Genomic DNA, 14930 nt, shown 5'->3' on the forward strand with positions numbered 1-14930 from the left:
CAATTTAATGAATGATTTTTATGGTTTTATAATATGGATTTTAGAGCTCCGATAAAATTTCATTAACAATACTCAAAGCCTTATTATAATCTGCACCGCATTCAGACAATCGGGAAGCTATATCCTCTGGTGAAATAACATCAATTTGGTATCTTCTTACCAATTTCATTCTCATAGTATCTTGATTAGCTTTGGCTTTTGTGGAAGTCTCATGTCCTAAGTATCGATCCACATATTTTCCAGCTTTTTTTAGTGTATAATATATTTTTTCTTTTTCATTTCCTATTTCTTCAACCAGGTAATAATCACCTAATTTTTGCAGGAATAGTTCCGATGCTCGAAGTTTTCTAAGTCCATGGATGCTAATTTTATGATCTATATAATAACTTAAATCATTCCTTTTTAAACATTCTCGAAAAAACTTATTAATTGCTCCTCTTTTAACAGGGATAATCCAATTATTTTTATTTATATCTTTGGAAATACATTCTTTTTTAATATCACTTAATAAAATATATTCTTCTTTTGACAGTGCAGGGATAACCCTATAAACTCCACCTTTGCCCTTCCTAATTATAAGGTATGCATCATAAGGGGATTTGTCAATTACAAACTTTTGTAATTTTTGAGGTATTTCGTCAAAACTCATGGCAATATCATTATAACACAATCGTGACAACTCAGATACACGAAGACCAAAGTGACGAGCTAAGGGAATACCTATTTTAGCAGTTGATTTGGAATTTCTAAAAAAATCACTGTTTATTATTTTTTCATAGTGAGCGGGATCTATTCTCATAGTCCTATCTTCACATCTAACAGCGTCAATAGGAACATGAATCCCTTTTGCAAAATTAAAAATGTAGCTTGGATTATTCAAATCTTTATTAAAGGATTTTTGTGAAGCCAGAGCAAGGGCTTTTATCATTGCAGTGTATTTCCTCAATGTGCTATAATGCACCCCTTCTTTTGCTTTTGTTTCAAGGAATTTTTGAGCCATCTCAGGTGTTATATCCTTAATGTATTTTATGCCATAAGTTTTTTGAATCCAGTCACCAAACAGTTTTGCAAATTTTTGAAGTGATTCTTTATAACTTTCTTTACATTTGTATCCTTGGAAAAAATCACCACTCGACGAAATAAACCAAATATTAGCTTTTTTAGTTACCCACGTATCATAGTCTATGTTGCCAGTCTTTAATTGATTGTCAAGCTCCCTCCATTGATTTTTTAACTCTTTTTTTGGAGCTTTCCATTTATAGGATTTAGTAACCGCGAATAAAAACTGGTGTTTTACTGCTCTATGTCTTGCCATGTTATCACTTAATTTCAATATAATAATATATCAAAATAATAAAAATAGTCCTTTTTTCGCTCGTCAGCGAGTAAGTGGGGCTTACTCGCTACCGATACCCCCTTAAATTAATGTCCCCAGTATAGTAGTAACAATATAAAAAACACTCTTGAACCCACAAGGCTCAATATCAGAGCCTACAAGCACCATGGAACAGGCGGAATATTCCAGTCCCCATTCCAGCTCCTCCCTCATCTTATCATATTAATATATGATAAGGTCATTGATCATCGGAGCTACTTTAAAATTTAAATTTAAAAATAGATTTTTTTCAAAAGATTCTTTAGTTTTGTATTTAATATTTATATTATTTTTTTCTTTTCAATTTTTCGCCAACAAATTTTTTGATTTGATATTTATACAATTATAAAGTACACTATTTAAGTATATAAATCTAACGGAAAAAGCCTTATAGCATGTTTTTATCGTATATAAATGTTTCTATTTTAAAAAAAACGCTAAAACATTGGAAAAATTACAACATACAAGTAATAATAAATATGAAAAATTTAACAAAATATAATATTAAAATAGAATGTTCCACAAATGTTCCAATACATTATGGAACATAAAACAAGAATAATCCATCGATAAAACTACTAAAATAAGATAAATATATCGTTAAAAAAAATGTTCCATATTTTTGTGTTTTCTATGTATATATTTTTAGAAAAAAATTTAATAATAATACTAAAAAAAATATTAAAAAATTAATTAAAAATTTTTATAACAAAATATTTTGGAACATTTGGAACATTTGGAACATAAAAATAAATAAGAAAAAATAACGGAATAAACAATAAATAAAAGCCAAATTAATAATATTTTATGTTCCTTATATATGTTCCATACAATGAACATTTGGAACATTGTATATTATATTAATTTTAAACTTTGAATTTCTAAAAAAAACTTCAAAAATAGCAATCGTTTAAAATTCATATAGCATGTTTTTATTGTATATAAATGTTTGCATAATTCTTATTTTAAAAAAATAAATATGCTATGGAGCCTATGCTTGAAAAAAAGCAAAAGGTTTAAATATTAAAAATGTAAAAATAGTATATATTAAATAATTAAATTGTAGATGTTGGCTGCATCTACATGAAAAACACCATATATTGGTTTATTTTATTAATTATCAATAAATTAATAGTTCAATCTAATTTAACACACGGTGATATATTTACAACTAAACACACTGTGTATGTAATTAATTACTGTATATGTAAATAACTGATTAATTAAACAACTAAACACAGTGATTAAACACGGTGATATATCTATGGCTACTTCTATAAATACTTTTCCAAAGGAACTATTTAATCAAAATACAAACATAAAGGAATCAACAAATATATTATATAAAAAAGAAATCTCTACAAATGAGATGGACTATTTTATAGGCTCATATAGTGATATTAATAAACCTATTTTTAAGAGACTTAGAAAAATCTATCCTTTTTTAGATGAGGAATTGCAAAAAATAGCAACATCCAGCAATAAACACAATATAAAAATAATTATAGGATTGCAATTAGTATTGGCTTATGATCATCAAGAGTATAAACTATACCTGCAAAACAATATCAAATTAATTGATAATGAGACAACTGGGGCTTGCACCTATAATCATACTATTTTAGATGAAAATTCAGATAAAACATTAGTCTTTGCATTTCAAAATGCAGAGGAGATAATAGACTTATTTTTGAAAAATAAATATTATTACTTTAAGAATGTTTTTACATACAAATATGTTCCAAAAGTAGAAGATTATAAAAATAACGATATATATGCCATTCAAAAATATATCAGCATAGATGCTACTAAAATAATTAAAAAAATGGATGGTATAAGGTATGAAATATTAAAAATGCTGTATGGGTTTTTAAAGGATAGAATAATTTATAAGTCAAGTGCTTTAATTTTAGCAGAGTATAATAATAAAATAATATTCCCGGAAGTAGAAAAAGCACCAGAGATGCATGATTACAATGCAATACCCACACCAGAGGAACTATATCACGAATTATCCAATATAAACATTGATGATAATAAGAAAAGAATGTTATTAACGGAGCTAACTAAACTAAATAAAGACCATAATATTTTAACTATGGCATATTATATGGGAACGCTCCTTATTCCTATCATTAATTATGAAACTACACCCTACCTTATATTATATGGTGATTCAAACTGTGGAAAGACTAAAACAGCAAACTTATTTAATTTTGCCAATATACAGTCAGATAGAACCACAACAACACAGATTATGAGAACATGCCACGGCTATGGGTGTGGTTATTTTGTATTGGATGAACCTAAAACTATATCCAATGATGTATTGCAGATGTTAAAAGATATATCAACTAAAAAAAGATATACAAAATCATATGGAAAAACAGGACAGAAATATATATTTAAAATGGGCGGTATAATCTCAGCAAATTCAATATATGAAATTAGAACCAAAAGCCCCGAGGACATGCAGGCATTTATAAGGCGTAATATTGTATTAAAACTAAATGAAGATGATAAACTAACTAATATTAATAATGTAGTTAGGAAATTAGAGAAGGAGAATTTATCACTTAAAAAGATATTCATAGACTTTTTAATGAGTAAAAATCCACAGGAATTAATAATCCAATATGAAAGCATAGATACCGATGAAGAACAATATAAATTTATAATTTTTGGTTTAAGACTATTGAAAGAACTATTTGATAGTTTTGGAATTAACTTTTTAACTGATGAAAGAATAAACGAAATAATAAACAGATTAAAAGAAACAGAAAGAGAATTCCAGCAAGACATACTAAAAGATGACAATATTGTAGAGATGATTGAGCAAATAATATACAATAACACAATAAATACCATCTCCTTGGATAATAAAAACCCCTGTGATTTAACTGATACAAAGGTATTGAATGAATATACTGATATATTATATAGGCGGTATGGTTACACAATATATTATATGGATGATAAAAAAAGAATAGCAATAAATAAGGTAGGACAGCTAAAACTAATCAAAACATTAAATAAACAATATGGCACTAACTATCCAGAACAAACCACACAAGAGTGGCTTGCTGAAAAATTGAAGGAAAAAGGAATATACGTGGAAATATCAAGGAAGAGAATCTCAAACAGACCTGATGCTATAATACCAAGATGTTTATTTATTGAAATACCTTACAATTACGATTTACAGGATTATTCAAACTTAATTGATATAATCATCCCTATGTGTGAGATTGGACAAGGTTGGATTAACACCCAAGAATTAAAAGAAAAAGCGACAGTTAAAAGTATAGAATTGTATAAAGTAAGTGAATGTATGAATTTATTGAAGCATTATAACTTAATTGAAGAGGAAAAAGAAGAAAATTGTAAAATAAATATTAAGAAATTAAAAAATATGGTGGAAATAGGAGATGAATCAGGGGGTAAATCAAGGGATATGTCTCTACCAGGTAAAAAAGAACAACCTTGTGGTGATAAGGTATTCTATGTGATGACAACACTTACAAGTATATTTGGAAGTGATCCAATAGATTACGATACTATTAAAGAGCAATCTGGAATGGATGAAGAAGAATTGGATAAAGCATTAACCAAGTTAAAATGGGATGGTTATATTGACGAGCCACGCCCCGGAAAATATAGGATGATTTAAATGTTATTTATTTTATGTTATTGTGTTGGGAACTAACATGTTGATATTTATATATTACTACTTATTTTAGGTGAGCTCATGGTAAATTATGATTACAAATTTTTAAAAGATAAGGGATTTTTTAAAAATCAAAGGGAATATGATGAAAATGGCACCAATATTATAGTTGACATGGATAATTATATTGTCTATGTTGAAGTAAATAATGATGATAAGCTCAATGAATTGAAAAAAGCAATTTTAGAAAAATATCCAAAAATAGATGTGATTTATTTTCACTATCCAGCAGATAATAAAATAAAGGTATTTAGAAAATGGGGAGAGGTTAAGTGGTTTTATTATTCTGATAATCTAAGAAATGATAGGAAAAAAAGTAAAAAAGATAAATTAAAAAAATTTGCACCCGATAATGTAAGTATATTATTTGATATTAAGGATGTAATGGATAGATTTTATAAAGATTTATGGGTACATAGGTTAGAAATGGCTAAAAGTATAACTGAACCACTCACAGATAGTGATAAATTATTCATTGCTCAGCATTTTATTGATAGGTTGGTATTTTTCTACTTTTTAGCACAGTTGGGAATTATTAATATTAATATAAAATATAAAGGTGAGCTCCACAATATTAAACTAAACAAGAAGGGAACAAGGGAATTCTTTAATTATCTGTTGAATATCGTTGGAGATGAAGGGTTACACTATATATTAAATAAGATATTTTTTAATGGGTTAGGTAACGGAGAAGATGTGGATAAAAATGGTTTTGTTGTTCTTAGTTTCTCAATAAAGGATACAGATATTGATATTAAAGTCCCATACCTAAATGGTGGATTATACCGAGTAAAAAAATTTAATGATATAGATGAAACAGAAATAAAATTCAATGGACTTAAAAACTTAATTGAAACGCTAAATAAATATAATTGGGTTATAGGCGATTATACAGAAGAGGATGATGACTCAATAGGTAGCATATCGCCAGAGATAATGGGACATGTTTATGAAAAATTTGTTGTAGGTTTGGAGAATATTGGGGAAATAGAATTGGATAAAATAGAAATTGGTAAGGAGGTTAAAATTGGTAGAAAAAAGGTAGGGGCGTTTTACACTCCTGAGGAAATAACTAAATATATTTCAAAAAACACTATTACACCATATTTATTTGATAAATTAGAAGTTAGCAAACATTATAAAGATTTTGATGATTTTGTAGATAATGCTTCAAAAGAGGAGTTAAAAAAAGCATTAAGTGTTTTGAATGATATTAAAATATTAGATCCAGCATGTGGTAGTGGTCACTTCTTAGTATGTGCAGGGGAGCTCCTATTCAATATGAAAAATACTATTTGTAATAAATTATATGAAAAAGATGGTTCATTTATTAGAAAGCATAATGCCTATGATGAAGTTAAGAATATTATAGTGAATAATTTATGTGGTGTGGATATTTGTAATAGTGCTGTTGAGATTGCTAAATTAAGATTGTGGTTGTGGTTGGTAAGTCAGTTAAAGGATGATTCTTCTAAATTAGAACCTTTACCTAACTTGGAGTATAATATTAAATGTGGAAACTCATTAATTGGGTGGGTTGATGAACCATTAGTTTTGCCTAACTATGAGAATGATAGTTTAATTAATAGGAAAAAAATTGAAGAAAAGTTAAATGAATTAAATTCATTAATAATTGAAGAAAAGTTAAATAAATTAAATTCATTAAAAGTTTGTGAGGATGAAAAAGAGAAAAATGAATTAAATTCATTAATAAAAGTTTGTGAGGATGAAAAAGAGAAAATTGAAAAAGTTAGGAAATTACTTAATAAAAAAGTAGGAACAAAAAAGAGAGAGAAATTTGATGATATTTATGTTGAAGCATTTCACTTACTATACTTAATATATAGAACTAGTCATGGGGGTAAGGCAGGAATCTTAAAAACTATTTTAGAAGAAATCAGAAAAGAAATTTATAATGTAATTAATAATTGTTATTTGAATTATATTAACAGTAAATTAAAAGCAAAAGATAAAATTTCAGAAAAAGATTTTTTAAATTTAAATCCATTCCATTGGAGGATTGATTTTGGTTGGATTGTTAAAAATGGTGGTTTTGATATTGTAATTGGTAATCCACCTTATGGAAATTTATTATCAAATGTTGAAAAATTAATAGTTGAGAAAATTTATATGTCAGATACTTCTGAAATTGCGGGAGTATTTGTAGAGAGAGGGATTAATGTTTTGGAAAATAATGGGTATTTGTCATATATCATAACCTTTGCCATAACATTTAATAAAAAACTATCTAAAACTCGTGAAATTTTAAGAAAAAATTTCGAAAAAATATTTATTTCATCATTTGATAGGGATAAATGTAGATTTTTTGAAGGCATGTCTCAATCAGTATCAATACTTAGAGCTAAAATTAAAAAAATAAATGGTGGGGGGACATTTTATACAAGCAAGATGTTTAGAGAAATGCCAAAAAATTTAAACAATATAAAATATTCTCCAGCTAATGAATATTTATTGTTAAATAATGAAGATATAGGGAACAGATTTGATATACAACATAGGTTGCCAAAGATTGGAGGATTATTAAATCTTAAAATTCTTGATACTTTGTTAAAAAACACAAATAAAGCAAAAAATGTAATTGGTACTGGATGTTCAACAATTTGGATAAGGACAAGTGGTAATTATTGGTATAATGCTTGGGATAAAAAACCTTATGAAAGCACTGAAATAAAATCAATGTCTGTAAAAGAAGTATGGAGTAATTTTATTATGTTGTTTATGAATTCTTCATTATTCTATTGGTGGTTCAGGATATATGGGGATGGGAGACACATGAATATGGATATTTTAAAAGCTATACCCCTACCTAATGAAGATACTATAAAGAAAGATGCTAAATTATTGGAATGTGTTAGAAATATTACAATGGATAAATTGTTTAGTGTTTTTGATAGTGGAAGAAATAGGTTTAACACAAGTGATGTAAAAGGCTATTTAGATTTGATAGATTTGATTATTGGGAAGAAGTATTATAATCTACAACCATATGAGATAATACATATATTAAATACTGACTATGAAGTTAGGGGCGGGATTAAACTATATTCTCCATTTTATGAATTGATACATTATTTGGCATTTCTTACTCTTAAAAAACAAAAAGAGGATACGGATACAATAAACTTTATGGATATAATAATCAACAATTTAATATACGAGCTCTATTTCAAAGAAAAATTCTATGAGGATAAAATATACAATGAACCAAAAGAATATTTATTGGAAGCAGTTTCAAAGCACTTAGAACCAATAAATTATGATAAATGGGCTGAACTATATTGGAAAAAGCAATTAGAAAATAACTTAACATCAGAAGAAGAGCAAGAATTAAAACAATTAGAAGAAAATAATATAAAAACAGTAAAAGAAGTTTATAATTCTATAAAAGAAGATAAAGAAATTAATGAGTTAATTAACAAAATAAAATCTCATAAATGGGTTAAGATTATTGAATGTGTAAACAACTCCATTTAAAATTACAATATATAATAATTATACATAACTTTTTTTAGTTTTTTGAAGCATGCTGATGTTCGTATGTGTTATTCCGAACTCATGGCTTAGTTAATAGGAAATAAACGAAAATCGAGCCATAATCATTATATATTATATATACTAATATTTAGATAGATTGAAGATAAATAATAAGATTTTTAAAATGCCAAATCCTTTTGTAAAGAATGGAAAAGTTCAAATTGAAAAATGTTATTAAGGAGAAAAAATGAACAAAAAAGATTCTTCTTATTTAGAATCCAATTTAGAAAAAGAAAAAAAGATATCCTTAGAAATTGATCCAGAAGTTGATAGGCTGTTGAGGGATTATCAATATAAACCTATTAAGGAGTTTGAAAGATGGGTTAATGAGACAATTAAAAAAATCGAATCATCAGATGTAGGGTTGAGCTCAGAAGGTGAAGCTAAAATAATGGTGGGGTATTTGCGTCAATGTATATCGGTTAAGGCATCCACAGTTTGGCAGTTGCCTAGATTTATGATTGATAATGACGAGATGTTGAGATTTGAACAATTAAAATCTAAATTGGAAATCACAATAGCACTGGCAAGAGATAGGTATAAAGTTAATAAAAGAAAAGATATTGTAAAAGTGGTTAAATCTATTGCTACATCTGTTACCAACTTATTGCATAAATTACCATAAAATCTTCATGTATTAAAATTGACAATACAAGCATTTATATTTTTAGTTCTTCTTTTGAGACATATGGCCACATTTTAATATATCTTTGTATGTATCTAAATATTTTCAATAACTTAATTTTATAGTATAATACATTGGTATAATATGGATGGTTCTTTGAAGATAATTCAAAAGAATTTCGACATTCATAGTATAATGTTAGTCTAATTCTAATTGCTATTTTCTGACATATAACTGCCCTTTAAAATAATATATATGTTTTTAATTTTTGATATATACTTATAATTAAAATCTTAAAGGTGAGCTCATGCAATCTCTTCAAACTATCCCTATCTATAACAATAAACCAGGTATAGTCTCTAACGAAGATACAGTATTAAACTTATTCAAATCAAAAATTAGGGATGCAATAAAACATAAAAAGGAAATATCCATATACTGTGCAGTGGGGTTCTTCTTTTTTAATGGTTTATCGGAATTAATCGAAGATTTAAGAAAATTATATGATAAAAATTTAGTAAAAGAGTTTAAGCTTTTAATGGGAAGGGAAACAACAAGAGACACAAAAGAGATGTTAAAGTTAATTACAAATGATGCTACAAACCTAACTAATGAAGATTACCTATTTTTAAAAGAATTACACAATAAAAATATATTTCAATTTAAAATTTACACGGATAAACGATTTCACAGTAAGATGTATATTTTTAAGGCAAACAATATCATAGAAGATGTTTATGCAGGGAGTGCAAACCTTACAAGAGCAGGACTAACCAACAATATAGAGTTGGTAGTTCCAACAGGAGCATCAAATATTGAAAGAGAAAACTATGAAATATTTTTTAACGAATTATGGAAAAAAGGGACTGATGAATTAGAAGAGTTAAAAACAATAGACATTATTAAACAGGGAGCAACTACCAAAGCATTTTACCTTCCACCGAAGGAGTTTTTTTGTAATCTATTAAAAATAATGGATAAAGAATACCTGCTATCAAACCCATCATTAGAAATTGAATATTTAGCAGAATTTCAAAAGATGAGTTATTATTACTGTTTAGAAAAACTCCACAATTATGGAGGTTGTATCTTAGCAAATTCTGTTGGGCTGGGGAAAACAGATGTAGCATGTGCCATATCAAAATACTACAATGAAATGAATAAAAAAGTATTGATAATTCATCCACCAAATATAAAACACCAATGGATAGGAATATTAAAAAAGGTAGGGTTAAATCCATACAAGGATGTAGATTTATTATCAATGGGTGTATTACAGAGTAAAGACTTTAAACCTTACAATTATAACAAGAATTACGATTTAATAATCATAGATGAGGCTCACAATTTTAGGAATAGGAGCTCCAACAGAAGAAAAAATTTAGATGAAGTTATAAAAATTAACCAAAATATTCATACATTACTATTATCTGCGACACCTATTAACACTTCGTTGGATAATTACATTAGTTTGATTGAATTATTTACCTTAAAGCCCTCATATAATAGTAAATTTGAAAACATGGGGATATTAACCAAAATAAACACCGCTAAAAAATATATTAAAAATAAGGATACAATAAATGCCGTCACCACAGTTAGAGATTTGATTAAGGAATTCACTGTAAGAATAGAATGGATTGATGTAATTAATCACTTTAAGGACGATTTAATTAAGATTGCAGGTATTGACAACTTTGAAATGCCAGAGGTTCAGCCAGTAGAATATAGTTATAATAAGGACATCGTTAAGGCAGTTTTTGATAGGGTTGTAAATTATTTAGAACATTTGAATTTTGAATATGCTAAATTATGGGATGAAGAAGGATATAAGGAAGATAAATATCTTCTCTTTTGGTATAAATGGAGGTTATATAAACGATTAGAAAGCAGTATTTATGCTTTTAAAAAGAGTTTAAAGAAATATATTGAAAGAAATGAGTATTTACTAAATGCTTTTGAGTGTATAAATCATAATAAGTTAGTAACCACCCCAGATATAGAAAAATTATTCCCTAAGGATAGGTTAGAAACAATATATTCTACATATAGTAGCTTAGATGACGACATAAAAAAGACAATAATGAACAATATTAAAAATGATATTGAAATCACTAAAATCATGCTGGAACGAGTAAATAGTATAGAAAATCTATTAAAAAAAGATGACAAGGTTAGAGTATTAATCAATATTCTTAAAAAAGAGAACAAACCAACTATCATCTTTTCAGAGTCAAAAGATACAGTATTATATCTTAAAAGTAAATTGGAATCTAACGGATTTAGCAATATAGGGGTAGCTTATGGAGGAGATAAAGGGGGAAAAATAAATAAAAAGAAAATACAGGAGTCATTTAACAACGGTAAATTTGATATTCTTATAACTACTGATACACTAAGTGAAGGAGTTAATCTTCCAAGGGCAGATGTTGTAATTAACTTTGATTTACCATATAATCCTGTTAGATTAATTCAAAGGGCAGGGCGTGCTATTAGATTGAACAACCCAAAGCATATTAAAATATACAATTTCAAACCTGATGAAAGTATTGACAAGGAGTTAGAGCTCTGTGAGAGGTTAAAAGAAAGGGTTGAAAATATTGCAGTTACAGTTGGATTGGAGTTTTTAATTTGGGCAGTTGAACAGAAAAAAATAGATAAGTTTTCAGATGAAAATAGAGAACTTGTTTATAATTGTATTAAAGAGTATAAAAATAAATTAGCGAGCTCAGGTCTTGAAGAGTTGGAAAGAAGCATAGGTAATGCAGTTAGTAAAGAGGATTATGTTTTAAGGGAATATATTAACCAATACAATATTTCAAAAGAGAGTATTCTTATTTATTATAAAAAATACAGTAAGCCTATATACACTTCATTAAAAAGAGATTATAAAGAAGATGATTATTTTGTTGTATTAAAATATAGAGGTAACAACTATTACTGTGGGGAGCTCAGTTATCATCCAATTGAATATAAATCACCATTAACTAATAAAGATTTTAAAATAATAACTGAAATGATTAATAGTAAAGTCAATGAAATAGATAATATGTTCATAGGCACTAAGGTTAGAGTTGATAAACTAACAAGGGAAATTAAAAAGTTATGTAATGAAGATAATCAATTAAGAAGATGGATAATATCCAAAGAAGGACAAATAAATACATTACCAAGAGCCGATAAGGAGAAGGTTATTGCTAAATTAAAAGAATATAATGAGGCTCCAGAAATATTTAAAAGTAATGATAAATCATTAAAAATCATTACTGACTTAAACAGTATAGTAAATAAAAGGAATGTTCAAATTACTATGGATAAACCTGAGCTCGTTGCAGTTATAAAATACAAAGTATAACAGGATGCCACCTCTATGTTATGGGAGCTCCGATAAAAAAATTATTCTCTGTGTAATTTTTCCATAATATTTGATAATCTTTTATTTGTATATATTTCATCATGGTGTGCAAAATCCACAAATACAACCTTCTTTTCATTATCATCCACAGTAAATATTAAAACAAAACTTTTATCAATATGAACTCTTTTAAAATCTTCCATGGGTTTTCTTAAATTTTTATAGTGATGTGGATTTTCAACTATTTCATCAATTTTTTTCAGAATAATTTCTACTCTTTTTCTATCTTTTTTAGCCATCTTTTTTAATAAGTTTAATAAATCCGCATCTATTTTTAATTTATAGACCCAACTCCCTCCTTAACTCATCAACAGAATCAAATTCTACCATATTGTTTCTTTCCATAATTTTCTTTATCTTCTCAACATAATCAGGTTTTAACTCTGGTTCTAATAATAATTCTGTATATTCTTCTATTATCTTATTTATTGCCTCACTTTTATCTTTAAGGTTATATTTTGCCTTTATTATGTTAATTATTTGATTGTTTTCATCTGAAATATTTACTATTGCCTTAACCATAAATACCACCTTTTTATTTATATTATGTAAATATGGTATTAATATTATATTAATATTTGTATATTACTTAAATGAAACATTATAAAATATTAAAATAAATTCCTTTAAAATAATAGAGTAAATCGGGCTCCTATATATGTATAGTATACAAGGGGAATTTTTAGTAAATAACTACAAATTAGACTATACAACTATAAGGTATAAATCAAAACGAAAATAAAAAAAGTATCAATTTATTTATTATGCTCAAAGTTATAGGGCTAACTATCCATTATGGATAAGACACTACTTGTTTTAACCTACTAAAAACTTCTTCCAGCTTTTTTTCCTTTAACATACCTATCCTCTTTATAATAAGCTCGGTGTTAATCGAAAAGATTACATACGGTTTAACAACACTGGGTATTATTGGTTTTGCTCCTGGATAAAGTTCAACATCCTTATTATCAATTAAAACATTTAATTCTTGAAAACCGCTATTAACATTTGATGTTATCTCGACTACAATAACTGTCTTACTAATTCGATTAAATTTATTAGATGAAACTACTAATGCAGGTCTTTTTTTAATAGTAGTCAAATCATCAAAAGGAAATGGTAAAAGAACAATATCTCCCTGTTTAAAGTCCATATTAACCCTTCCTAATAATCATCCCAATATTCATCTTCTTTGCTATTCCAATCCTTAGCTAAAATGGGCTGAACCATCTTTAAAACCCATTTATCTTCTTTGGAAAGTTTCTCTTTTTTTACATTTTTGGTGGGCATTTCAATAGTGGTAGTCATATACTTCACCTGTATAATCATTTGTTTAATATTATTAATAAATTTAACTATTATACATAATATGTTAAAAATCAGAAAATAAAGTAACCAATATAAAACATTGCCTTAGGTTTCATAAGGCAATATTTGGTAAAAAATAGCTGAACTTATAACATTCTATTTTTTATATACCTTCAACAATTACTTTTTTTCCTTTTCTCTTTCTTTTTATTTTTCCTAAACTTTCCAGTTTGGAAAGAATATTATAAAGCTCACGAGTTGTTAAATTTGTATAAGTCAGCAGGTCTGATATACAAACATCCTTTCCATTGCTAATTATATTTAAAATAGTATCTTCAATATTGTTTTTATTATCATTTGCACTAATAACATTCAAAGAGTTATGAAAACTTTCTAATTCGTTTAATTTATTCTCAATTTCTACAATCCTATTACATACATCGTCAATATTATCTTTACATAACCTTAACTCGTTAAGCTCGTTTTTAAGTAAATTAATATTATTTCTTACTTCTCCAATAGTTTTCAGTATGACAAGTTTTTCATTGTTTAATTCATCAACTTTATGTTCTAATTTATCTATTCCTAACCACTTCTTAATCTTTCCACGCATAATATAACCAAATATGTTTTATTATAATAGTACCATTATGCATCCCTAAAATTATGTTAAAAATCTATCCTGTTATCTTATGCACCTAACATAACCCTATGGTATATATTGGTGTTAAAACTGCTCTGTCTATATAATAATATATAAACATACAATTGTGAACGGTGAATTGGATTATTTTTATAAAAAGATTGTAAATATTATAGATATTATAGATATTGTAAAGATTGTAAATATTGTAAATAGCAGTAATATAAACAGCCCAAAAATAATTATACTATTTTTATATGATTGAGTAAAGTCATTAAATCA

At 26.8% G+C, this 14930-nt stretch carries 11 protein-coding genes; 5 read left to right on the forward strand and 6 right to left on the reverse strand.

Annotated elements, in window-relative coordinates; all coding sequences use genetic code 11:
* Positions 1 to 40: 40 nt before the first annotated feature.
* The gene (locus METOK_RS08240; RefSeq protein ID WP_013855385.1) at positions 41 to 1315 is read right to left on the reverse strand and encodes a tyrosine-type recombinase/integrase; all 1275 of its coding nucleotides are present in this window, start codon (positions 1313 to 1315) and stop codon (positions 41 to 43) included.
* Positions 1316 to 2639: 1324 nt separating this feature from the next.
* On the opposite strand from METOK_RS08240, the gene METOK_RS08245 reads away from it, so the two are divergent.
* The 4 genes from METOK_RS08245 to METOK_RS08260 all read left to right on the forward strand — a co-directional run bounded on the left by METOK_RS08245 (position 2640) and on the right by METOK_RS08260 (position 12637).
* Positions 2640 to 5045 (forward strand): hypothetical protein, encoded by a 2406-nt coding sequence (locus tag METOK_RS08245; RefSeq protein ID WP_013855386.1) that lies wholly within the window; start codon positions 2640 to 2642, stop codon positions 5043 to 5045.
* 78 nt (positions 5046 to 5123) lie between these two features.
* Positions 5124 to 8597, forward strand: a complete 3474-nt coding sequence (locus METOK_RS08250) for an Eco57I restriction-modification methylase domain-containing protein (RefSeq protein ID WP_013855387.1) — start codon at positions 5124 to 5126, stop codon at positions 8595 to 8597.
* A gap of 247 nt (positions 8598 to 8844) precedes the next feature.
* Positions 8845 to 9282 carry a hypothetical protein gene (locus METOK_RS08255; RefSeq protein WP_013855388.1) on the forward strand — a complete coding sequence of 146 codons (438 nt, stop codon included), beginning with the start codon at positions 8845 to 8847 and terminating at the stop codon, positions 9280 to 9282.
* Positions 9283 to 9589: 307 nt separating this feature from the next.
* A complete protein-coding gene (locus tag METOK_RS08260) occupies positions 9590 to 12637 on the forward strand; it encodes a helicase-related protein (RefSeq protein WP_013855389.1) in 3048 nt (1015 codons plus the stop codon).
* Positions 12638 to 12678: 41 nt separating this feature from the next.
* Here METOK_RS08260 and METOK_RS08265 read toward each other — a convergent pair whose 3' ends face one another.
* The 5 genes from METOK_RS08265 to METOK_RS08280 all read right to left on the reverse strand — a co-directional run bounded on the left by METOK_RS08265 (position 12679) and on the right by METOK_RS08280 (position 14618).
* On the reverse strand, positions 12679 to 12969 hold the full coding sequence (locus METOK_RS08265) for a type II toxin-antitoxin system RelE/ParE family toxin (protein ID WP_013855390.1): 291 nt from the start codon (positions 12967 to 12969) through the stop codon (positions 12679 to 12681).
* Between the two features lie 7 nt (positions 12970 to 12976).
* Positions 12977 to 13219 carry a DUF2683 family protein gene (locus tag METOK_RS08270; protein WP_013855391.1) on the reverse strand — a complete coding sequence of 81 codons (243 nt, stop codon included), beginning with the start codon at positions 13217 to 13219 and terminating at the stop codon, positions 12977 to 12979.
* Between the two features lie 271 nt (positions 13220 to 13490).
* A complete protein-coding gene (locus METOK_RS08275; protein ID WP_013855392.1) occupies positions 13491 to 13850 on the reverse strand; it encodes a type II toxin-antitoxin system PemK/MazF family toxin in 360 nt (119 codons plus the stop codon).
* An 11-nt stretch (positions 13851 to 13861) separates the two neighbouring features.
* Positions 13862 to 14005 (reverse strand): hypothetical protein, encoded by a 144-nt coding sequence (locus METOK_RS08680; protein WP_013855393.1) that lies wholly within the window; start codon positions 14003 to 14005, stop codon positions 13862 to 13864.
* A 163-nt stretch (positions 14006 to 14168) separates the two neighbouring features.
* Positions 14169 to 14618, reverse strand: a complete 450-nt coding sequence (locus tag METOK_RS08280; protein WP_013855394.1) for a hypothetical protein — start codon at positions 14616 to 14618, stop codon at positions 14169 to 14171.
* Between the two features lie 169 nt (positions 14619 to 14787).
* Between METOK_RS08280 and METOK_RS08980 the strand changes: the two genes are divergently transcribed.
* Positions 14788 to 14913, forward strand: a complete 126-nt coding sequence (locus tag METOK_RS08980) for a hypothetical protein (protein WP_269595631.1) — start codon at positions 14788 to 14790, stop codon at positions 14911 to 14913.
* Positions 14914 to 14930: the final 17 nt, after the last annotated feature.

It is taken from the genome of Methanothermococcus okinawensis IH1 (genome assembly GCF_000179575.2).
Taxonomy (GTDB): Archaea; AGJL01; Methanococci; order Methanococcales; family Methanococcaceae; genus Methanofervidicoccus; species Methanofervidicoccus okinawensis.